This is a genomic window from Paenibacillus herberti, assembly GCF_002233675.1.
Lineage (GTDB): Bacteria > Bacillota > Bacilli > Paenibacillales > Paenibacillaceae > Paenibacillus_O > Paenibacillus_O herberti.
In genome coordinates, this window is the sequence record NZ_NMUQ01000004.1 from 326602 (window position 1) to 348493 (window position 21892).

Genomic DNA, 21892 nt, shown 5'->3' on the forward strand with positions numbered 1-21892 from the left:
AGGAAATATTGCGGAGCACGTACTCTTCCTTCTTATAGGCAAAAGTCACATCCTCAAACGCAACCTCTCCCTTATAGCGAGGCATATTGCCGGTGTCTACATCGGTTCCCGGCTCATCCAACAGCGCGAATACCCGTCCTGCCGAGACCCGCGCCGTCTCCAGGTTGGTCAACTGATTGACGATGCCGACGATAGGCTGGAACATTCGGTTCATATAATCAACGAAGGCATACATAATGCCAACCGTGACCGCTTTGCCGAGATCATCACCCCAGAACATCCACAGCGCGGCAAGGAACACGATGTTGCGGATGACGCCAACTAGGTTGTGAGAAGTCCATGAGTTCACTTTGAGCAGCTTGATCTGATAGGAGTAGAACTCTTCGTTCATCTGTTTGAACTCTTCCGCCGTACTGTGCTGGCGACGAAACACGCGGATAATACTCATGCCTTGGATCGTTTCATTGATCATCGCATTAATTTCACTCAGCTTAGAGCGAATGACGCTATTGTAGCGACCCGCGACACGCCGGTAGACAATGATCCACAATACCAGGATTGGGAACATCGGCAGTGCGAACAGTGCCATTTGCGGACTAAGAATGAATAATGCGCCGAGAATGGCTACCATATAGACAATTCCGGAGAAGAAGTTAGCCAGTACTGCGACGAACAGCTCGCGGACTGCCTCAGTATCATTAGTGATGCGTGAAACGACCTTGCCAGCAGGCAAGTTGTCAAAGTACTGCACCGAAAGCCGCTGAGTATGGGCAAATATATCTTCCCGCATGCGCTGCACAATTTTGTTCGCAGTCGTTTGCAGCATGAGTTTTTGGCCATAGGTGAAAAATGCGGCTATAACGAGCAACCCGAAATAGGCGGCAGCCTGCAGCAAGAGCGGATTAAGCTCCGGCTCGTAAAAGGAATACACATCATCGCGAGACATAGGAGTCACGGGGTAGGAGGTCATGCCTCCATCCTCAGCTGTGAGCCTAAGCACTCCGTCCTGCACCTTTTTTTCACTGTTTGCGGGCAGTTCCATTGGTACGGAGTAAAACTTCATGCCTTCTTGGACGATGGAAAGCCTTCCTTCCCCGCCCATTCCCGGCTCTAGTCGGTCAATCCTTTTGAAGCTTTGCCCCTCATATTGAACGGAACCGGCTGTGCCTTCGGTAACCTGCACCCAGGTTTTCTCGATGCCGAGGATGTTGTTGTCGATCATTCGCTTGGCAAGCAGAGGACCGACCATCTCCGCACAGACTGCAAGCGTCAGCAGTACAAGAGCGATTAGAATCTGCCGCTTGAAGTAAAGCGCATATCGGAACAGCCTTTTCCCGGTTCCAGGAGTCGCTGTGATCGTGTCATTCATAGTTGCTCACCTTCTTTATTCATAAAATAGTTCCCTGTCAAAAGCAGCCTACGATTCCACATAAGCCTCAAGCTGCTGCCGATCATATTGCTCACGGTACCAACCGCCTTGCTGCAGCAGTTCCTCATGGGTGCCTCGCTGCGTGATCCGGCCGTCGTCCATAACCAGAATAAGCTCCGCATGCTGCACGGCAGACAGGCGGTGAGTCGTAATTACAGTCGTTTTGCCAGCGCGTTCCGTACGGATTCCTTCAATAATCTCCGCTTCGGTCTTGGCATCAACAGCAGACAAAGAATCATCTAGCAGTAGAATCTCCGGATCTGCAATCAAAGCCCGCGCAATGCTAACACGCTGCTTCTGTCCACCCGAGAGAGCGACACCCTTCTCGCCCACCAGCGTTTCCAGGCCATCTGGAAGGAAAAGAATATCTTTGGCAAAGGATGCACGGACTAACGCCCGCTCAAGATCTTCCTCGGTCGCCCCTTCGCCGCCGAACAGAATGTTCTCCCGTATCGAACGGGAAAAGAGAATCGGCTGCTGCGGCACGTATCCGATCCAGCCATGCAGCCGGTCCAGAGACAAACGATCAATCGGTACATCGCTGATCGTAATTTCTCCCGCACCTGCCGGATATTCTCTAATCAGCTGTTTCAGCAACGTTGTTTTGCCGCTTCCGGTACGTCCAACTACACCTAATGTAGCTCCCTTCGGCAGGCTGAAGTTAATATCACGCAGATTATCCTCCTGTGAGGATGGATAGCGGAACGTCAGGTTACGGAATGTTATTTCTTCGGGCATCTCAACATTCATCAACGAACCGCTGTCCGCGACATCTGCTTTGGCGCCCAGAGTTTCCTCGACGCGATCCAACGAAGCGCTTCCGCGCTGCAACATATTGATCAACTCGCCGATGGCGAACATTGGCCAGATCAGCATTCCGAGGAATATATTGAAGGAGATCAAATCTCCTAACGTGATTTCATTACGAAAAACGAGTACTCCGCCATAAACGAGGCCGATGATATAGCTGAGTCCAACCAGAATTTTGTTCACTGGCTCGAACAGCGCATCGATTTTGGCAACCGCGATATTGCGATTCAGCACTTCGTTCGTTTTGGCATGGAACCGATCCCGGTCCGCCGCCTCCTGAACATACGCCCGGACGACCCGAACGCCAGCTACCGACTCCAGCACCTCATCGTTCAGCTCACCGAATGCATCCTGTGCCTTGATAAAACGTTCATGAATCATCTTGCCGAATATGCCCATGACGATGGCAATGATCGGTAACGGCAGCAGAGCTGCCAGCGTCAGCTTCCAACTGATGAATACCGCCATCATGAACAGGATCGTCAGCATAAACACCGTAGAATCGACCAGAGTCAAAATACCGAATCCAGCTGTCATGGAAATCGCCCATAGATCATTCGTAGAGCGAGCCATTAAGTCGCCAGTACGATTACGCTCGAAGAACGTCGGGGTCATTTTCAGAAAATGGCCCATCAGCTTGCCGCGCAGCAGCCTTTCCAAAACGTTGGCTCCGCCGAACAGTCGTGACATCCAAATATACGTAATAAAATAACTTAGGATGGTGATCGCAATCCAACCGGCCACGATCCAATAAAATTTGTCCCCCGTCAGCGTCCCTTGGCTAATGCCATCCACCGTATAACCGAGCAGCTTGGGAGGCAGAACCTCAACAAATCCAATTAGCGTCAACAATACTACTGCAATCGTGTACCTTTTCCATTCGAGCTTAAAGTACCAGCTCAGCTTGCCAATTACACTAAACACTTAGCACCTCCACTCCCGCCTGACCGCCATCCCGTTTGGACAAGCTGGTTTCTTTCGATATTTCCTTCTGTACATCGGGCTGATTGCGAACTTTCATGAAAAAAGGGCGCATCGCCTGTAAGCGATACGCCCTCGCGGCGGTAATCAACCTAGGCAGAAACCGGAATCCGACTGGAATCCGTTCGTTGCCGAGATCAATTCTGCCTGCGTTATGGAAGCGCATGGTTACAGGAACGTAACGATGCGCAGGAATGATCAGAAATTCATCAATCTGCTGCAGGATTACGTTTGATGCTAGATGTAGTTGTTAGTTCCACTCGATAGTTAATCTGCATCGTAATCCTCCTCCAAAATGGTTAGTCTCCTCCGCAGCGGCTGAGCTGCATTTGGAGTTCACTTTGCCAATTTATCACCGCTCAGGTCCGTTAGTCAATGCCGGGATAAGAGTTAAAATAGCTATATCTATTCTCCACCATTGATTACACTACCCGTATCTATATTCCCTTCCATTCGCTGACGTGAGGTTTCTCTGGCGCCGTGAACCGGCAAATAACGACCTGCTCTTCCAAGCAGCACAGGTGGCATATTGGTATAGATGCATTCGTATTGACCTGGCGAGATGACATAAGTTTCATGAAAAATACCTACGCTTCCGTTAGCTGCAACCGAGCGATTAAAGTTTTGCCAAGCTTGCAAATGATGCCCTTGACGGGCATACTGCTCAAGCTGCTCGTAGGAACGCCAGTATTGGATCATCGTCGTCCCTCTGGCACTTAACATCATCTCGTGGCTAATGAAACCCAGATCAGGCTTTTCGTAGAGCTCGCGAATCATTGGCCCCATAGTCCGAACAACCGGCAGCCACTTGTGGATGGCCATTAGTCTATTGATCCTCATTCCAATTATAAATACAACAAACGATCCATCCATTTCTGATGAGTATCTTCCTGGATTAACGTTTTTCATCTTTTCCGCTCCTTATTTATTAATCAATAAATATAAAAGTTATAAAAAACGCCACAGTTAAGCGGCGATAAACCTAATCGAATCGTCTTCATTCAACATAACATTTCTTCCTGCAGGCCCAGCAGCTCCGCAAGCGCGATTGCCAAACCCACACCAATGAAATTAGTCGCCTTAGCTTTAGCCTCAAGCTGCGTAAATCCCGCCAGACGGAAGCGTTCCTCTACGAGTGAATGGATGAGCCGAAACTCCTCCCGCACGTACTGGCGAATTCCGGGGTCCGAGATGGATTGGGCCGTCATGCACAACAACACATCGTTGCGGCAGCCGCCGGTCAGCAGACCGTGGAATGCGCCGCCAAGCGCGTCCTCCAGCTCCTCGGCTGGGGCTTCAACTAAGCTGAACGCACTCTTAATCTCTTGCACAGCTCCGCCCAACACGGTCAAATACAGAGCTTCCTTGGATTTGAAAAAATGAAACACATACGGCTGCGTAACGCCTACAGTTCGGGCCACATCCGCAGTCGTTGTTTTGTAGTAGCCCTGCTGGGCAAAAAGCCCAGCCGCAGCTTCGATAATCTGCCTCTTGCGGTCAGTCGTTTGTTCTTCCTTCGCTGATGTCATCGATTGCCTTCCTTCAGACACTTATTTATTAATTAATAAATCAAATTCCATTTTTCGTCAAGAGTTGTTTCAACACATGAAGGCATAAAAACACCCGCTTCAGCAAGGAAGCGGGTGTCAGTCGGATCATATTCGATATTGTTTAATGCATTGGTCCTTGCATGCCGCCGTCCTGTTGATCCACCTTGACTCGTTTGATGAAGAAGGAAATAACGAGTCCCAGTGCGGCAAAAATAATGGTCATGAAAAAGGCAGCTTGAACGCCTTGGGTCATTGCAAGCGGCGCAAGCGTCAAATCCTCTATCGATTTGCCGTTGTCGGTATAGTAAGCTTTGGTGCCAGCGCTCATAATGCTGATCGCCAGTGCGGTACCGATCGCGCCCGCCACTTGCTGCAGCGTGTTCATAATCGCTGTACCATCAGGATACAGCTCGCGTGGCAATTGGTTGAGCCCGTTCGTCGAAGCAGGCATCATAATCATGGAAATACCAATCATCAACAGAGAGTGGAGTAAAATAATCTCTCCCTTAGACGTCGTCGTCTCGATCCCAGTCATAAACCAAAGCACTACAATGACGAGTGCAAGTCCCGGCATCACAAGCCAGCGAGGACCGTGTTTATCGAACAGCCGACCCATGAGTGGAGACATCAAGCCGTTAATAAGTCCACCTGGAAGCAAGAGCAAGCCCGCTGCAAGAGGCAGCATAGCCATTCCATTTTGCAAATAGATTGGAAGCAGCATGACCGTGGAAAGAATAATCATCATCGCCACAAAAACGATCAGCGTTCCCATCGTAAACATCGGATAGCGGAAAGCTCGCAGATTCATCATGGGTTGTTTCATCCGCAATTGGCGCAGAATAAACAGCAGCAGCGCGACTCCGCCAACAATCATCCCGATAATAACTTTAGGATTGCTCCAACCGTGATCTCCTTCACCGGCGGTGCTGAAGCCAAACACAATGCCCCCAAAGCCAATGCTCGACAGCAAAATCGAGAGAATATCAATGCGTGGGCGTGTTATCTCAGACACATTACGCATGAAGATAAGGCCGAAGATAAGCGCGCCGACCAGCAGCGGAAGTGCGGTCCAGAAAATCGCGGTCCAGTCGGAGTATTCCAGAAACATGCCGGCAATCGCCGGTCCAATGGCAGGAGCAAACATAATGACAAGTCCCATAATACCCATCGCCGCTCCGCGTTTATGTGGAGGGAAAATAACGAGCACCGTATTGAACATAAGCGGGATCAGCAAACCTGTTCCCACCGCTTGGATCAAGCGGGCGGTCAGCAGCACCTCGAAGCTTGGCGCCAATGCGGCTATAAGTGTACCAACAATTGAAAAAGATAACGAAGTAACAAATAGCTGGCGAGTCGTAAACCATTGCAGCAGCACCCCCGAAACTGGGGTAATAATCGCAAGGACAAGTATGAAGCCGGTAGTTAACCACTGAATCTGGGCCGGTTCAACATTGAATATCACCATGAGCTTGGTAATGGCAATATTCAATCCTGTCTCGCTAAGCATGCCAATAAAACCGCTTATGAGCAGCGCAGCCATAATCGGCACAGCCTTATATTGCGGCGCTTCTTCCTTCGGGGAAGCGGACGCCGACATTGTGTGTTCCACAGTAGTACCCTCCTAGGCAGTATGCTGCCTTTATCTGTTTTAACCTAAAAACGGTTCTCTTCATCTAACCATACTCTAACCCGCAAGAGCAATTGAGGATTTGGTTAAAATCAAATTTAACCATTAAAAATGTGAAAAAAGCAAAATAGAGAGGAAGAAATTCCCCCTCTCTTCAAATTTATTCCTGCGGTTTATGGAACAAATTTCCTTCTTATATTTTACTGTTTAAACAACGTTAAACTTCATCCGTGCCAAGAGCAGTCAGTTAGTTCTTCAGTTAGTCCATCAGCTTCTCGTAGGCTGCGGCATCCAGCAGCGTCGAAACCTTTTGCGAAGCGCTTCCATCAATTTCGATCTCGATCATCCAGCCGCCATCGTAGGGTTCGGTGTTAACAAGTTCAGGTGAGCTGCCCAACTGTTCGTTGATCTTCACGACCGTACCGCTCACCGGAGCATACAGATCCGACACCGTCTTAACGGACTCAATCGTACCTAATGGTTGTCCAGCTTCCACCTTGTCGCCTGCCTGGGGCAGCTCGACAAATACGATGTCACCCAACTGATGCTGGGCATGATCGGTAATTCCAATTCGAACGGAGCTCTCGCCCGTAACCGCAGCCCATTCATGCTCCTCGGTATAGCCTAAACCTTGGCGAATCTCACTCACTGGACGCTCATCCTTTCCCTCTTGGCCCATGGGCCTTCTATGCGGAAAGCGTATACGATGTTGGATAACTATGTCAATACAGCTGACGGACATGTTCTTTTAGACATAATGCTTATTGACAGGGGCTCATCCCATCTGACAAACTGGAAAAGAAACCTAAATAAGCGGATGAACGCAGCGGGAGAGACTGCCGGTTATTAAGGCGGCGCCGAAGGAGTAACCTTGATGGGCTCAAGGGAATCTCTCAGGCAAAAGGACCTTTGCGGGACGCGCCTCTGGAGAGAACGAGCAAGCCGGATGAACATCCAGGCCGATCGTCACCCAAGGGGAAACTCGTTGCCGCTTGACCGTATGAATGGCTGGCTGGCGCGGGGTAACTCTCAGGTACAAAGGACAGAGCAGGAGATATCAGCAGGCAGCATGTCGCTTAGACATGTTGCAGTGGTGATTTTCCTGCGCTGTCCTTTTTTGCATCTCATGCTGCAACGCTATAATCCGCGAGGAGGAAATCCTATGGCCAATTTGCGCACCACTCCGCTCCATTCCTTGTACGGCGAGTATGGCGAGCCGCGCTGCATCGACTTTGGCGGCTGGGAGCTGCCTGTGCAATTCAGCGGTATCATCCGAGAGCATGAGGCTGTCCGGCAGAAGGCCGGTTTGTTCGATGTCTCTCATATGGGCGAATTTATTGTGACCGGCCAATTCGCAGCCGACTTTTTGCAAAGGGTTACAACGAATGATGTGCGGCGTCTGACGGATGGTGCAGCACAGTATACGCTGATGTGTTACCCGGACGGCGGCGTTGTGGATGACTTACTCGTATATCGTATCTCCAAGGATCAGTACATGCTCGTCGTAAATGCATCCAACATCGAGAAAGACTTCGACTGGCTGCAGCAGCATCTAATTGGCGATGTGACGATTGAGGACCGCTCCAACATTACCGCTCTGCTTGCGCTGCAAGGGCCAATCGCTACGGAAATTATGTCCCGTTGCACGGAAGCGCCGATCGATTCGCTGCGTCCGTTCCAGTTCCTGCGCGAGGCAGAAGTATGCGGCATCCGCACGCTACTTTCTCGCACCGGCTACACCGGTGAGGACGGCTTCGAGCTGTACGTTGCTGCGGAGGACGCCGCCGCGCTGTGGCGGGAATTGATGCAAGCCGGCATACCGCTCGGACTTGAGCCAATCGGGCTGGGAGCGCGCGACACCCTGCGCTTGGAAGCGAGGCTGCCGCTTTATGGCCAAGAGCTGTCCTCCGAGATCTCTCCACTCGAAGCCGGACTTGGCTTCTTCGTCAAGCTCGACAGCGGCGACTTTATCGGCCGCGATGCACTTGTTGCGCAGAAGGCAGCGGGCATCCCTCGTCGGCTAATCGGCATTGAGCTGCTGGATCGCGGCATTCCGCGCTCGCATTATCTCGTCTACTCCGGGGATGCGCAGATCGGGGAAGTTACCTCCGGCACCCAGTCGCCAACGCTGAAGCGCAATCTGGGCCTCGCACTGATCCAGGCGGAATATGCCGCCATCGGTACGGAGCTTGAGGTCGAGATCCGTGGCAAGCGGTTGAAAGCTATTGTTGTCCCTGCCCCATTTTACAAAAGAACAGCGGCTCCAGCCCGCCCTTGACAAGGAGTGACATCTTCCTCATGACCAGCCAGCATCGCTATATCCCCATGACAGAGCAAGACCAGACTGAGATGCTTCAAACGATCGGCGCCGCTTCCATAGATGATCTGTTCCGTGATATTCCTGCCTCCATCCGTTACGAGGGAACGCTGCCTATGTCGGGTGCGCTGGATGAATGGGCGCTGCTTCGCCATCTCAAACAACTAGCGGGCCGCAACGCTGATCAGGACAGCTCAATCAGCTTCCTCGGCGCCGGCCTGTACGATCACCATATCCCAGTTGTCATCAACCATCTCGCATCCCGCTCGGAATTTTATACGGCCTATACCCCCTATCAGCCGGAAATAAGCCAAGGCGAGCTGCAGGCCATCTTTGAATTTCAGTCCTACATCTGTGAGCTAACTGGTATGGCCGTTGCCAATGCCAGCATGTACGACGGAGCGACGGCGCTCGCCGAAGCGGCTGCCCTCGCCTCCGCCCACACCCGCCGCAAACGCATCGTTATCTCGCGCGCCGTTCACCCCGAAGCGCGCGAAATCGTGCGCACGACGGCCCGTGGCCTCGGTCTTGACGTCGTCGAAGTCGCCGTCAAGGACGGCCTGACCGACATGGACGCGCTCGCCGCGGCCATCGACGAAACGACCGCGGCTGTGCTTCTGCAGTCGCCGAACTTCTTAGGCGGCATCGAAAACCTCGCCGCCATCGAGCCGGCGGTGCACGCGGCCAAGGCGCTGCTCGTCGTCAGCGCCAACCCGCTATCGCTCGGCCTGCTGGAATCGCCGGGCGCGCTTGGCGCCGACATCGTCGTCGGCGACGCCCAGCCGCTCGGCATTGCGAGCTCGCTCGGCGGCCCGACCTGCGGTTTTTTCGCCGTCGCCGAGCCGCTCATGCGCCGGATGCCCGGCCGGATCGTCGGCCAGACGAAAGACCTGGACGGCAAGCGCGGCTTCGTGCTGACGCTGCAAGCTCGTGAGCAGCATATCCGCCGCGAGAAAGCGACGTCCAACATTTGCTCCAACCAGGCGCTACTTGCGCTTTGCGCTTCCATTTATCTCAGCGTAATGGGCAAACAGGGCATCCGTGACACGGCGGAGCTCAATATCCGCAAGTCGCATTATGGAGCTCGTATGCTGGGAGCGCTTGAAGGCTTTTCGCTGCCTTGGCAGCCGCAAACGCCGTTTTTTAATGAGTTCGTCCTGCGTCTGCCGGATGGAATTAACGTCTCTGAACTTAATCGGCGTCTCTTACAGGAAGGTTTCTTTGGCGGTTATGACCTAGGCGGGGCTTATCCAGAGTTGGAAGGCCATATGCTCGTTGCGGTTACCGAGAAGAGAACCCGCGAGGAAATCGACGCATTCGCCGCCGCTCTCGGCAGGCTGAGCAAGGTGGTTCACGTATGAGCATGAGCACAAGCAACCCGAGCCCAACTCCTGAAGTGCTGACTGAGCTTCGCCGAGCGGGAGCCGCCGATGTAAAACCGGAGAAAGCCCTTATTTTTGAACTAAGCCGCGAGGGCCGCAGGGCTTATTCCCTCCCGTTCTGCGATGTGCCGGCTGACGATGATCTGGAATCGCTCATTCCCGGAGCGTTGCTGCGCAAGCAACCCGCTTCGCTGCCAGAGGTGTACGAGGTCGATGTCATCCGCCATTACACCGAGTTATCTCGTCGCAACTTTGGCGTCGACAACGGCTTTTATCCGCTTGGTTCCTGCACGATGAAGTACAATCCCAAGATCAACGAAGACGCGGCGCGCCTGAGCGGATTTGCCCGCATCCATCCGTATCAACCGGAAGAAAGTCTGCAAGGAGCGTTTGAGCTTCTGTACACGTTGCAAAATGACTTGGCCGCCCTGACAGGCATGGACTTCGTCACGCTGCAACCGGCTGCCGGCGCCCATGGCGAATGGACCGGCCTAATGATGATCCGCGCCTATCACGAAAGTCGCGGTGAGACGCGTACAAAAGTCATCGTCCCCGACTCCTCGCATGGTACGAATCCAGCCAGCGCCACAACCGCAGGACTCGATACGATTACGATTAAGTCCAACGAGCGCGGCTTTGTTGATCTCGATGCGCTTCGAGCCGCCGTCGGACCAGATACTGCAGCACTCATGCTCACCAATCCGAGTACACTCGGCCTATTCGAGGAACAGATCGAAGAGATTGCCGCGATCGTGCATGAGGCAGGCGGATTGCTCTATTACGATGGAGCAAATTCCAATGCCATTATGGGCATTACCCGCCCCGGCGATATGGGCTTCGACGTCGTGCATCTCAACCTGCACAAAACGATGAGTACACCACATGGCGGCGGCGGTCCAGGAGCCGGGCCGGTCGGAGTGAAACAGCATTTGATCCCGTTCCTGCCCAAGCCGGTTGTCAGCAAGCGCCAGGACGGCAGTTATTTCTTTGATTATGAGCGTCCGCAATCGATTGGCCGTGTCAAATCCTACTATGGCAACTTCGGCATTCTCGTCCGTGCCTACACCTACATCCGCACCTATGGTCCGGAGGGACTGCGCCGTGTATCGGAATGCGCCGTGCTGAACGCCAATTATATGATGGCTCGTCTGTCAGAGGCATACGAAATTCCATATCCAGGCGTCTGCAAACATGAGTTCGTCATGTCCGGACGCGGTTTGAAGCAATATGGCGTGCGCACGCTGGACGTTGCCAAGCGGCTGCTCGACTTTGGCTACCATCCGCCAACGATCTATTTCCCGCTCAATGTTGAGGAGTGCATCATGATCGAGCCGACCGAGACGGAAAGCAAAGAAACGCTCGACGCTTTCATTGACACGATGATCCGTATCGCTAAGGAAGCGCAAGATACGCCGGAGCTTGTGTTGAACGCTCCGTACACAACCGTCGTCCGTCGTCTCGATGAAACATTGGCTGCGCGCAAGCCGGTACTGAATTGCTCCTGTCGATAACCATGACAAAAGCTCCACCGGAAGGCTGAACCCTCCGGTGGAGCTTTTTAGCGACTGCTGATGGGCAGCTCTACTGCAAGATATGATAAAGTAGATAGAATCGCTTCATTACCTATAGGAAGGACTATATATTGCTATGATTTCAAACCGTTATCCCGGTCTGCTGCTACTTGATCGAATGGACGATTGGGCAGAATCCGATGTCCTTCATTCCTTCGCGCTAGATGAACTACTCTGCCGCCGCACCGGAGCCGATGGTATCCCCATCCTTCATATATGGCGCCACCCTTTCGGTTTCGTCATGGGACCACGTGACAGCAGGCTGCCGGAGGCCGCGTTGGCCGCACGTGAGCTGGAGCGTCTCGGGCTATCAACCGCCGTGCGCAATTCAGGCGGGGCCGCTGTCCCGCTGGACCCCGGCGTTGTCAATCTGTCGCTCATTCTACCGCTGGACGGGGCCCTGTCGGCGCGTTTCAACGATGACTTTCAGCTCATGTATGAGCTGATCTCCGCGGCGCTTAAGGACACTGGTGTGCAGGTCGACAAAGGCGAGATCGCTGGAGCCTATTGCCCAGGCGACTACGACCTGAGTATCGGGGGGCGCAAGTTTTGCGGCATCGCTCAGCGCAGGTTATCGCGTTCCTTCATTATTCAGGCATTCGTCAACGCCGGTGGATCTGGTGCAGAACGCGGCCATCTCGTCCGGCATTTTTATGATACGGCTGCCGGTGGTTCCCCGCATGGCATCAGCTACCCTCAGGTACAGGCACAGACGATGGGCAGCCTCGAGGAGCTGGCCGGACTGTGGCCGGACTCCGCCCGCATGTTCGCCGAAGCGACCGCTTCCGCTGCCATCGGGAATCGCAGCGAGGAGGATTCCCGCATGCCGGAGGGCCGAATGCCAGATGTAGAGGAAATACGTACTCTCGCCACAACGCTACGTGCCCGTTATCCCATTGGCAACAGCTAGAGCGGATTGTTAGCAAAAAAACCGACTTTACCGGAACCGGATGCCGCAAGCCAGGCTCCGGTTTTGCTTTTGTCGATTTCCTGCCGGATCGAATGCACCAGCTCAAAGGCATCCACCGTACCGGTCTCATGCCAGCAGAAAACCGCTGCTGTATACAGCTCACCCATTTGAGCATAAGAGAACCCGCTCGTCTGCCCAGCTATCAGTTCCAGCTCAGCGGCACGGATCAACTGTCCCAGCCCTCTTTTTTGCAAATAAGCTAAACGGCTTTCCTTGGAGGGTTCTGTCATCTCATAAGCCCGATCGATCCGCCCCGGACGACCCAGCAGTGCAGGATCCAATTGATCGGGATAATTCGTAGTCGCGATCATGTAAATCCCTTCCCGCGTGTGCATGCCATCCAGCTCATTCAAAAATACAGAACGCAGAGTCGGATTCAGACACTCAAGATCCTCCACAATAAGCAGCATGGGCGCCAACTCTTCTGCGCTTCGGAATATTTCGCGAATGCTCTCGCTGCTCGTATGCTCCGTCATCTGCCAGCAAATGGCCGGGACTTCGGCATGTACCGCCAGCGATCTGGCGAGACTTGTTTTGCCATTGCCCGGCTTGCCGTACAGTACCACTCCCCTCCGATAAGCAATGCCAAACTGCTCATAAAAATCCCGTGCCGAGCTGAAAAATCGACAGACGCTTCCTTCCAACTCCACTCGCAGCGGATCCTTCAACTGCTGCTCAAAAGCAGTAGAGTCATTAGGCACCATTTCCCGAATCAAGCCATCCTGTCCGTCCGTGAATAGAAGCAGTTGGCCCGTCACATTGCTGCGGCTCCGTTCCCTAAAATGGAGCAGGAAGCGGCGCAACGCCTCATCACTTTCTGCGAACAGATAAGGTATGGCCGATTGCCCGAACATACGCGGAACTGGAACTCGCGCCAGCGCCACTTTCCAATCTGGATAGGCAAACAGATGATTGTCCAGCGATGGATAGATTCGGAAGTCTGCTGAGTGCCGCTCTACACTTCTGCTTTCCATCGTTTCATATATCCGCGCCAGTACCTGAAGTCCATCGAAGCCTTCCTTTACATCATGTTTCAGCATACTCCAGTACAGTTCCACTTCATCCTCATCCTTGTAAACGGCGTAATCATGACCGTAGCGATTTTGCAGCAAATCACGAATCGTACGAAGCAACTGGCGATGCTCATTCCAATAACCTTCGGACGTACCATGGCTTCCACCGGCAAAGTCTCCTGCAATAAGCGACCTTACCGCTAGGCTTGAAGCCGAGGAATGAGCGGCCAAGGCCGATCCCGTCAAGGCAGTTAATGACGATGGAAGCGAAGAGGTTTCCCCTCCATTCCCGCCGTAGAAGTTCCAATCATTTATCAATGAATTCACCTTTTCTAATCATATTTTTTAACAATAAAAAGCCACGGACTCCTGTCCGTGACTTGGTGGGAAAACATGCCGTTAGCGTCCCGCCGGCTCTGACATCTATCATCAGCCTTGCGAACCCTTCGCTAACTCGGCAAATTTACCAGTCCGTGGAGACCTCCGGAGATAACCCCCCGGCGAGCAGATTCAGTTATGTGGTGTCCTCCGATTAAAATCATCATATCCATCAGCCTCCCTCATTAAGTAGTTACCTGTATTTTATGGCTAGCGGCTCGTCCCAGTCAATGACTCCAACCGGTAGAAAATGGATTAGTCTTTTTTATCCCAAACCCGAGTTCTTCATTGGTGTTTCCACCCTATTCGGGCTGCTCCCGACTGCTCTAACGCGTTGCTCGGTCCGCTTCTTTAACCTACCTGCAAAGGGTATAATATAAACATCCGCTTCCCCTGCGGCAAACCGTTTTAATCAAGGAGGTACATAATGATGTCCTATGAATCCTATTTCCAATCCCACCGGGAAGCGCAGCTGGAAGAGCTCAAACAGTGGCTCCGCATTCCAAGCATTTCCGCGCTCTCGTCTCATGCCGGAGATATTACCACCGCGGCCTCTTGGCTTGCGGAATCTCTCACTCGTGCAGGTCTCAATAACGTCGAGATCATGCCTACCGTCGGCAATCCGGTTGTATATGCCGATTACATCCATGCGCCGGGCAAACCGACCGTGCTTGTGTACGGACATTACGACGTGCAGCCTGTAGATCCTTTGCATTTATGGAAAACGCCGCCTTTCGAGCCTGAGATCCGGGATGAAAAGATATATGCACGCGGAGCTACAGACGACAAAGGCCAGGTTTTTATCCATATCAAAGCGATTGAAGCCATTCTGAGCGAAGAAGGCACACTGCCGGTCAACATCAAGCTCTGTCTGGAAGGCGAAGAAGAGATCGGCAGCCCGAGTCTGCCGAAATTCCTAGAAACCAACAAGGACAAGCTGAGCTGCGACGCGGTGCTCGTCTCGGATACTTCGCTGCTTGAGCGCGGCCGTCCAGCCATCTGCACGGGACTTCGCGGGCTCTGCTCCCTGGAAATTGTCGTTAACACCGCGAATACCGATCTTCATTCGGGATCTTATGGCGGTGCTGTGCCGAACTCTCTTCATGCGATCGTTGAGCTGCTCGCTTCCTTGCATGACTCCAGGGGTCGTGTGGCGGTTGAAGGCTTCTACGAAGGTGTACCGGAACTATCTCCGCTGATGAGAGAAGAATTCTCCAAACAAGGCGTTGACGAAAATAAAATCCGTGAAGGCCTTGGACTTGAGGCTCTGTACGGTGAGGAAGGTTATAGCTTCGTGGAGCGTGTCGGCGCGCGCCCGACGCTGGAGCTGAACGGGGTTTATGGCGGCTTCCAAGGGGAAGGTTCCAAAACAGTCATTCCAAAGGAAGCTCATGCAAAAATCACCTGCCGCCTTGTCGGAGAGCAGGATCCGCAGAAGACGCTGGACCGCATCGAAAAGCATCTCAACGAGCGCGTGCAGCCGGGAGTTCGCTTAACCGTGAAACAGATGGAAAAAGCGAATGCGTTCAACATCGATCCTTCACATCCAATTCTGCAGAAGGCAGCCGATGCATATGGCAGCGTATACGGCACACGAGCTTTATTTACTAAAGACGGTGGCTCCATTCCAATCATGGCTGCATTTTCAAGAGTATTGGAATCCCCGGTTGTGCTGATGGGCTTCGGCCTGGATGACGAGAACCTCCATGCACCTAACGAGCATTTCAATTTGGAAAACTTCGATAAAGGTCTGCTCACTATCGTCCAGTTTCTGAAATCGCTGTAAAATCGATAGTCGCAACAAAAACAGCCCGGTCCCTCGATGGACCAGGCTGTTTTGTCGTTGAGATGGAAAATCGCCGCCAGTTGCTCTACAAGTTATCCCAAACGTCTATTGCTTTACAAAACGGACCGCGTCGGCAATTGTGTACCCATAGCTGGAAGCAATCAGCTTAACGGCATTGTCCGTTGCGGAAGAGGTGAAATAATAACTTCCTATTTCAACCCATATACCGTTGTTTTTCGTTTGATTTACTGTTTTGGAAGCATCTATAATTCCTCCATATTTAATTTCCAGCGGAGCCGCCGTCGGGCGATTGGCAGCAGCCGTCCATCTCATATATACCTTGTAGGTGCCTGCCTCCGTAATGGTTGGAGTCCAAACAGCAGATTGGCTCGGGTCCGCCCCCAGCGCTCCATCATGCATATAATTGTTGCCGTAGTAACCAGCGTCATAGGTGCTGACCGTCCAATCTCCGTTAGCCGTAAATTCCGGGTTTTCATTATCCACAACAACAACTACCGGAACTCCCTTCGCCTCAACATTGTCCACGATCGCAGCTTGATTGTAAGTTCTTATTCCAATTTTACCAACCGTCAGGCTCGTATCCGTTACGGATATTTTCTCAACTCCGTTCAAATACCCTTTAATCGTGCTGCCCATCATCAATAGCTTGAGATTATACACCGTTTGAAGCGAAACTGTCTGCGGCAGATTCGAGATCATCGTGAACGTGCCGTTTACTTTTTTCAGCAGCTGAAGCCTGTTCTCTCCCGCATTCAAGCGCAAATAATAATAGTTGTTATTGTCCTGATAACGCCCGACAATGCCGGTCGCCGCTGTCGATGTCCGGGACAAGAGCTTCACATCGGCTTGCACTTCGTAGTTCGTCCATGCGATATCGCCGACCGTTGTTACACCCTCGCTTGCCGCTTCCGAAGATTGCTTGTATCCGTAAGTTGCCTCGGTCACGACAGACCAGGTACCGCTGTCCGCAGTCCAGCCTTGAGTATCGCGATCCTCAAAGTCATCCTTCCATAATACCTGCAATGGCTCCGTCGGAATAATCCGTTGCTCCGGAGTCACGGATACAATATTGGAGGCGCCAGACTGGACCGTGCCGTTCAGCGAGCTTATGGCAAAATAGTACTTCGTGCCATAGGTCAGTCCTGTGACCGTATATTGACCGGAATCGGCCGAGTTGATGTCGAGCAAGGAGGTAAGCGATCCTGGCGAAATACCGTACTGCACTCTGTACCCCGTCGTGTTTTCCACATAATTAAAGTGCAAGGACACCTCGCCATTGCCGCTAACCGCAGAATATAAAACCGGATTGGCCGGAGGTGCAGAATCCGCTGTCGGTGTAACCGAAATTTCCTGGGACCAATTGCTGGAGCCATAATAAATCCCGCTAACGTCCTTATCCATTTTGATCCGGAAATAATAGGTTGTACCATTTGTTAGCCCCATTACGTTAAAAGCTCCGTAGTTCGTAATATTGCTCCGAGTTTCCGTGTAGTTACCACTTGAAGTGCCAAATTGAATCGTATAGGTTGTTTTGTTGTTTTCCTCAACTGTAAAAGTCCCCGGCGCGCTTGTGTATCCGACGTAGAATCCTCCGTCCACACCGACCGCTTTCCACAACGTCGGAGGCAGCAGCGTATATTCCGCTTGTGGGGTTCCGCTAACAATAGCGGATTCAACTCCATCTCCGACACCATTGGAAGCAACAACAGAGAATTGATAAGGCGTGTCGTTCATCAAGCCGGTAATATCGATAAAATCATTGATTGTCGAAGCCGTCTCACTTGTTAATGATGAAGTTCCGTACTTCACCTTATAGGATTGAGCCCCGGACACTTTATTGAACACGACCCGAACCTGCCCGCTAGCGGCAACGACTTCTTTAATCACAGGAGCGCCTGGCACGGAAAAATACACTTCCTTCAACTTGATCTCATATTGTGTTGGCGAAATAACGGTGAACCGCTGTTTCAGCAGGCCGGCTGCCGGCACCCTCCAGGAAACATAGGTCGACCATGCCGGATCTCCCGGCTCAATGACCGGCAAATCCGTAATGCCCCCGTCTTTCACCTCATTGTTGCGGTCATAAATTTCCCATTTCAATTTGTACCCTTTCATCGTGTAGGAGGGTAAATCCAGCACAGCTCTTGGCGATAAGATTAACTCGGTCACTAATTCCGAGCCTGTCGCAAATTGTTGCGAATATTGCACGAGGCTCATTGATTTAACGGGGCTATTCGTATCGCGGAATGTTTCGAACCATTTTTTCTCGTCCCTCCAGACGTTCACCGCTCCCCAGGTTCGATTTTGTGAGGCGGCACTATTTTTGAAATGGCTTCGATAATCATTGAATGTCCAGACCGATGCGCCGATTACTTGGGGCATATGCTTATAAGCGTTAAGAATATTGGCTGGATCAAAAAAACTTTTGTCTGGATCCTCTCCTGTCTGTGAAATACCGTACTCAGACACAAAAATCGGCTTGCCGGGGTAGTTTCTGGCCACGGTTTCGACTTGTTTGTTATTTCCGTACATGTTCATAAAAATAATATCCGAAAATCTTGAAGCGTCATTGCCATAAACAGCTTGATTGCTGGCGTAAGTCAGAAACCGAGTATTGTCCATTTGCCGGACAAAGCTGAACATATCCTGCACAAAGTTATCTACACTTGTGTTATTTCCCGCGACTTCATTAGCCACGCTCCAGCCAACAATGCTGGGATGATTGTAATCGGTTTCAACCATACTGCGTAACCATTGTTCAGCAAGTGGATACCCGGATGGGTACGTGGGAGCTCTTTGTCCCCAGAAGGGAATTTCCTCAACGATAAGCATCCCGATCTCATCGGCATAATCCAGCAGATTCGGGTCCTGTTGACCGTGAAAAATTCTCGTCATGTTCACACCGGATTTTTTCATCATATCAAGGTCGCGCATAATTAAATCGTTTGGCTCTGTATTTCCGTTAACGCGGTCATCGGGAACACGGTTTGCGCCAACAAGGCGTACCGATTCGCCATTTATTTTGAATTGAGTAGAATTCCACTCAATTTTACGGATACCGAAGGCGTTTGATAGTTTATGCTTCAGTACACCACTCTCGCGAATCTCGGTTTCCATTCGATAGAGATTGGGTGTATCAAAATTCCACAGTTTAACGAGAGAGGCAGGCAAAGTTGTTTGCAAGCTGAGGGTTTGACTTTCTTTTGCGGTAATGGAAGCTGAGGTTGTAAATGCGGGATCATCGACAGAGCTCCATACGAGACTCCCCGTTTTTTTATCATAAATGCTAGAGGTAACTGAAATTGTTTTTGTTGCAGAAGATGAATTAACGGCTTTTAATTTCACTTGTATAGCTGCCGTCCCAACGTTTAAGTCCGGTGTAGCGGTAATATGCTGGTATTGTATTCTTGCATCTTGATTAATCACAAGCTCCACGTCCCGGCTAATTCCCCCCCAATGCCACCAGGCGCTTTGGTCCCAGGATTCGGCTTCATTGTTCACTTTAACTACGACAATGTTCGGGGCATTGTAACTTAAGTAGCGACTGACCTGCCGAATCCAGCAACGGCGTTCCGTCCGGCTTATGGATCAAATCGGCCTCGAACGCACCGTAGCTCCCTTTATGATCGCTGACGATTTTAACACCGTTAACCCACACGCTTGATACATAGGAAACCGCTCCAAAATTCAATCGAACCGGGGCTCCCTGCATATCCGCAGGTATGGCAAACGTACGCTGATACCATGCTGTCCCCTTATATTCGCTGTATTCATTTTGAGTGTCCCAATTTCCTGGCACTTTCAACGAGTCCCAACTCGACACATCATAAGATGGGGTAAACCATTGTTCGCTCACGCCTATATCGGTGCTATCCGTTGCAAACTTCCAAGTCCCGTTAAGCGAAATTCTGCTCTCTCCCAAAGCTGGATTTGGTCCTTCCGCTTCAGCCAGGCCATCGTGAATCACGAATAATAGGACAAAAAAAAGTATTGCACATAAGCGAGCAGATAGAACGCTTTCAAAAAGCTTCATTAATATTCCCCTTCCTCATATGGAATGTTTGAAGAGATCCCTCTCACCCGTGAATGGAAGGACTTGTCAAACTATACTCATTTTATTGAGAGCGCTTTATTTAATCCATGACTTCAATTTCAAGACCATATAAAAAATAACCTGCGGTCCTCTTGTTCTCTCCTGCACAGGAAAGACTAGAAAGCCCTCTCCGAATAGAAGCACTTTAAGTCAATGTTAAAAAAACAAAAAAAGCCCTTGCGGCGCAAGGGCTTAGTAATTATACGTATGGAGCGGGTGATGGGAATCGAACCCACGCTATCAGCTTGGAAGGCTGAAGTTCTACCATTGAACTACACCCGCAAAACTGGTCGGGATGACACGATTTGAACATGCGACCCCCTGGTCCCAAACCAGGTGCTCTACCAAGCTGAGCTACATCCCGAGATTAAAAATGGCGTGCCCGGAGAGATTCGAACTCCCGACCTTTTGATTCGTAGTCAAATGCTCTATCCAGCTGAGCTACGGGCACATATTGGAGCGGAAGACGGGAATCGAACCCGCGACCCTCGCCTTGGCAAGGCGATGCTCTACCGCTGAGCCACTTCCGCAGATGATGCGGTCAAGAGGACTTGAACCTCCACGTCATTGCTGACACTAGAACCTGAATCTAGCGCGTCTGCCAATTCCGCCATGACCGCATGTAAAAAAGTATTCTTTTTTCGCCTGGCAAGGCGAAAGGTAAATGGTGCGGTTGAGAGGACTCGAACCTCCACGGGCGTACGCCCACTACCCCCTCAAGATAGCGTGTCTGCCATTCCACCACAACCGCATATTAAGTTAAGAAAGTGAGCCATGAAGGACTCGAACCTTCGACACCCTGATTAAAAGTCAGGTGCTCTACCAACTGAGCTAATGGCTCTTAATACTGGGGATCCAGGGATCGAACCTAGGAATGACGGAGTCAAAGTCCGTTGCCTTACCGCTTGGCTAATCCCCACCAAGAAGTAAATGGGGCGATCGAGGGGAATTGAACCCCCGAGTGCCGGAACCACAATCCGGTGCGTTAACCACTTCGCCACGATCGCCGCAAAAAAATTCAATGCCGCCGAGAGGACTTGAACCCCCAACCTACTGATTACAAGTCAGTTGCTCTACCAGTTGAGCTACAGCGGCAAAGAATAAATGGCGGAGCTGACGGGATTCGAACCCGCGGTCTCCTGCGTGACAGGCAGGCATGTTAGGCCTCTACACCACAGCTCCATATTTGGTTGCGGGGACAGGATTTGAACCTGTGACCTTCGGGTTATGAGCCCGACGAGCTACCGGACTGCTCCACCCCGCGGTAGTATAAATGGTGGAAGCTGAGGGGATCGAACCCCCGACCCTCTGCTTGTAAGGCAGATGCTCTCCCAGCTGAGCTAAGCTTCCATAATGGTGACCCGTAGGGGATTCGAACCCCTGTTACCTCCGTGAAAGGGAGGTGTCTTAACCCCTTGACCAACGGGCCTTATTAATTTGAGAAAGAACGGAGAGAGAGGGATTCGAACCCTCGCACCACTTACGCAGTCTAACCCCTTAGCAGAGGGTCCCCTTGAGCCACTTGGGTATCTCTCCAAAACATGAAACTTGCTACGGAGAAGGAGGGATTCGAACCCTCGATACGCGATTAACGTATACACGATTTCCAATCGTGCTCCTTCGACCACTCGGACACTTCTCCCTATGGCTCCCCGAACAGGACTCGAACCTGTGACAACTCGATTAACAGTCGAGTGCTCTACCAACTGAGCTATCAGGGAATATGTGCTTGGTGGAGCCAAGGAGGATCGAACTCCTGACCTCCTGCTTGCAAGGCAGGCGCTCTCCCAGCTGAGCTATGGCCCCATATAATATGTAAGCCTTAAGTTCTCAAAGCTTGCGCCCTGAAAACTGGATCGAACGATATGCCGTGCTGACCGGCTGTTACTTCACTGATTTGGATAAGCCCTCGACCGATTAGTATTCGTCAGCTGCACGCATTGCTGCGCTTCCACCTCGAACCT

14 protein-coding genes, 18 tRNA genes and 2 riboswitches (1 of these 34 cut by a window edge) are annotated in these 21892 nt (G+C 51.6%); of the genes, 5 read left to right on the forward strand and 27 right to left on the reverse strand.

The genetic code is table 11. The features are described from left to right. The 6 genes from CGZ75_RS24050 to gcvH all read right to left on the reverse strand — a co-directional run. Nucleotides 1-1369, reverse strand: the 5' portion of a protein-coding gene (locus CGZ75_RS24050; RefSeq protein ID WP_089526957.1) for an ABC transporter ATP-binding protein. 677 nt of this gene lie to the left of the window's left edge; only the first 1369 of its 2046 coding nucleotides appear in the window; it begins with the start codon at nucleotides 1367-1369; its stop codon lies off the left edge, out of view. A 48-nt stretch (nucleotides 1370-1417) separates the two neighbouring features. Next, nucleotides 1418-3163: an ABC transporter ATP-binding protein gene (locus tag CGZ75_RS24055; RefSeq protein WP_089526958.1), complete on the reverse strand. Its 1746-nt coding sequence runs from the start codon at nucleotides 3161-3163 to the stop codon at nucleotides 1418-1420. A gap of 462 nt (nucleotides 3164-3625) precedes the next feature. Beyond that, on the reverse strand, nucleotides 3626-4129 hold the full coding sequence (locus tag CGZ75_RS24060) for a DUF4188 domain-containing protein (protein ID WP_089526959.1): 504 nt from the start codon (nucleotides 4127-4129) through the stop codon (nucleotides 3626-3628). A gap of 92 nt (nucleotides 4130-4221) precedes the next feature. Further along, on the reverse strand, nucleotides 4222-4749 hold the full coding sequence (locus tag CGZ75_RS24065; RefSeq protein WP_089526960.1) for a TetR/AcrR family transcriptional regulator: 528 nt from the start codon (nucleotides 4747-4749) through the stop codon (nucleotides 4222-4224). A 142-nt stretch (nucleotides 4750-4891) separates the two neighbouring features. Continuing rightward, a complete protein-coding gene (locus tag CGZ75_RS24070) occupies nucleotides 4892-6367 on the reverse strand; it encodes a DHA2 family efflux MFS transporter permease subunit (protein ID WP_089526961.1) in 1476 nt (491 codons plus the stop codon). Between the two features lie 289 nt (nucleotides 6368-6656). Further along, the gene (gcvH, locus tag CGZ75_RS24075) at nucleotides 6657-7046 is read right to left on the reverse strand and encodes a glycine cleavage system protein GcvH (protein WP_089527001.1); all 390 of its coding nucleotides are present in this window, start codon (nucleotides 7044-7046) and stop codon (nucleotides 6657-6659) included. Between the two features lie 168 nt (nucleotides 7047-7214). Next, a riboswitch (glycine riboswitch) is annotated at nucleotides 7215-7316 on the forward strand. 3 nt (nucleotides 7317-7319) lie between these two features. Further along, nucleotides 7320-7445: riboswitch (glycine riboswitch) on the forward strand. A 114-nt stretch (nucleotides 7446-7559) separates the two neighbouring features. Between gcvH and gcvT the strand changes: the two genes are divergently transcribed. The 4 genes from gcvT to CGZ75_RS24095 all read left to right on the forward strand — a co-directional run bounded on the left by gcvT (nucleotide 7560) and on the right by CGZ75_RS24095 (nucleotide 12577). Continuing rightward, entirely contained in the window at nucleotides 7560-8675 is a 1116-nt protein-coding gene (gene gcvT / locus CGZ75_RS24080) for a glycine cleavage system aminomethyltransferase GcvT (protein WP_089527002.1), read from the forward strand. Between the two features lie 20 nt (nucleotides 8676-8695). Beyond that, nucleotides 8696-10075, forward strand: a complete 1380-nt coding sequence (gene gcvPA / locus CGZ75_RS24085; RefSeq protein WP_089526962.1) for an aminomethyl-transferring glycine dehydrogenase subunit GcvPA — start codon at nucleotides 8696-8698, stop codon at nucleotides 10073-10075. Then, on the forward strand, nucleotides 10072-11607 hold the full coding sequence (gene gcvPB / locus CGZ75_RS24090) for an aminomethyl-transferring glycine dehydrogenase subunit GcvPB (protein ID WP_245851135.1): 1536 nt from the start codon (nucleotides 10072-10074) through the stop codon (nucleotides 11605-11607). The genes gcvPA and gcvPB overlap by 4 nt, the downstream gene beginning before the upstream one ends. Nucleotides 11608-11743: 136 nt before the next feature. Continuing rightward, nucleotides 11744-12577 (forward strand): lipoyl protein ligase domain-containing protein, encoded by an 834-nt coding sequence (locus tag CGZ75_RS24095; RefSeq protein WP_089526963.1) that lies wholly within the window; start codon nucleotides 11744-11746, stop codon nucleotides 12575-12577. Here the strand turns inward: CGZ75_RS24095 and CGZ75_RS24100 are convergent. Further along, nucleotides 12574-13968, reverse strand: a complete 1395-nt coding sequence (locus tag CGZ75_RS24100) for an AAA family ATPase (RefSeq protein WP_176445005.1) — start codon at nucleotides 13966-13968, stop codon at nucleotides 12574-12576. The two genes, CGZ75_RS24095 and CGZ75_RS24100, sit on opposite strands and share 4 nt — an antisense overlap. A gap of 490 nt (nucleotides 13969-14458) precedes the next feature. Between CGZ75_RS24100 and CGZ75_RS24105 the strand changes: the two genes are divergently transcribed. Next, nucleotides 14459-15814, forward strand: coding sequence for a dipeptidase (locus CGZ75_RS24105; RefSeq protein WP_089526965.1), 1356 nt, complete (start codon nucleotides 14459-14461; stop codon nucleotides 15812-15814). Between the two features lie 105 nt (nucleotides 15815-15919). On the opposite strand, the gene CGZ75_RS24110 is transcribed toward CGZ75_RS24105, so the two are convergent. From CGZ75_RS24110 to CGZ75_RS24205, 20 genes are all read right to left on the reverse strand, one after another. Next, nucleotides 15920-19270 (reverse strand): golvesin C-terminal-like domain-containing protein, encoded by a 3351-nt coding sequence (locus CGZ75_RS24110; protein WP_176445006.1) that lies wholly within the window; start codon nucleotides 19268-19270, stop codon nucleotides 15920-15922. 67 nt (nucleotides 19271-19337) lie between these two features. Further along, nucleotides 19338-19868, reverse strand: coding sequence for a sugar-binding domain-containing protein (locus CGZ75_RS24115; protein WP_089526967.1), 531 nt, complete (start codon nucleotides 19866-19868; stop codon nucleotides 19338-19340). 268 nt (nucleotides 19869-20136) lie between these two features. Further along, nucleotides 20137-20210 (reverse strand) — tRNA-Gly (locus CGZ75_RS24120). Between the two features lie 5 nt (nucleotides 20211-20215). Next, nucleotides 20216-20292: transfer RNA gene (locus CGZ75_RS24125), tRNA-Pro, on the reverse strand. Between the two features lie 10 nt (nucleotides 20293-20302). After that, nucleotides 20303-20379 (reverse strand) — tRNA-Arg (locus CGZ75_RS24130). 4 nt (nucleotides 20380-20383) lie between these two features. Continuing rightward, nucleotides 20384-20458: transfer RNA gene (locus CGZ75_RS24135), tRNA-Gly, on the reverse strand. Between the two features lie 6 nt (nucleotides 20459-20464). After that, nucleotides 20465-20548: transfer RNA gene (locus CGZ75_RS24140), tRNA-Leu, on the reverse strand. Nucleotides 20549-20593: 45 nt separating this feature from the next. Next, nucleotides 20594-20679, reverse strand: a tRNA-Leu gene (locus CGZ75_RS24145). Between the two features lie 17 nt (nucleotides 20680-20696). Next, nucleotides 20697-20769 (reverse strand) — tRNA-Lys (locus tag CGZ75_RS24150). A gap of 6 nt (nucleotides 20770-20775) precedes the next feature. Continuing rightward, nucleotides 20776-20847: transfer RNA gene (locus CGZ75_RS24155), tRNA-Gln, on the reverse strand. Between the two features lie 12 nt (nucleotides 20848-20859). Beyond that, nucleotides 20860-20935 (reverse strand) — tRNA-His (locus tag CGZ75_RS24160). Nucleotides 20936-20950: 15 nt separating this feature from the next. Then, a tRNA-Thr gene (locus tag CGZ75_RS24165) sits at nucleotides 20951-21023 on the reverse strand. 10 nt (nucleotides 21024-21033) lie between these two features. Then, nucleotides 21034-21110 (reverse strand) — tRNA-Asp (locus CGZ75_RS24170). A 5-nt stretch (nucleotides 21111-21115) separates the two neighbouring features. Further along, nucleotides 21116-21192, reverse strand: a tRNA-Met gene (locus CGZ75_RS24175). Nucleotides 21193-21202: 10 nt separating this feature from the next. Further along, nucleotides 21203-21278, reverse strand: a tRNA-Val gene (locus tag CGZ75_RS24180). A 4-nt stretch (nucleotides 21279-21282) separates the two neighbouring features. Next, nucleotides 21283-21357: transfer RNA gene (locus CGZ75_RS24185), tRNA-Glu, on the reverse strand. Nucleotides 21358-21376: 19 nt separating this feature from the next. Continuing rightward, nucleotides 21377-21464, reverse strand: a tRNA-Ser gene (locus CGZ75_RS24190). Between the two features lie 18 nt (nucleotides 21465-21482). Then, nucleotides 21483-21570 (reverse strand) — tRNA-Ser (locus CGZ75_RS24195). Nucleotides 21571-21573: 3 nt separating this feature from the next. Beyond that, nucleotides 21574-21649: transfer RNA gene (locus CGZ75_RS24200), tRNA-Asn, on the reverse strand. A 9-nt stretch (nucleotides 21650-21658) separates the two neighbouring features. After that, nucleotides 21659-21734: transfer RNA gene (locus tag CGZ75_RS24205), tRNA-Ala, on the reverse strand. Nucleotides 21735-21892: the final 158 nt, after the last annotated feature.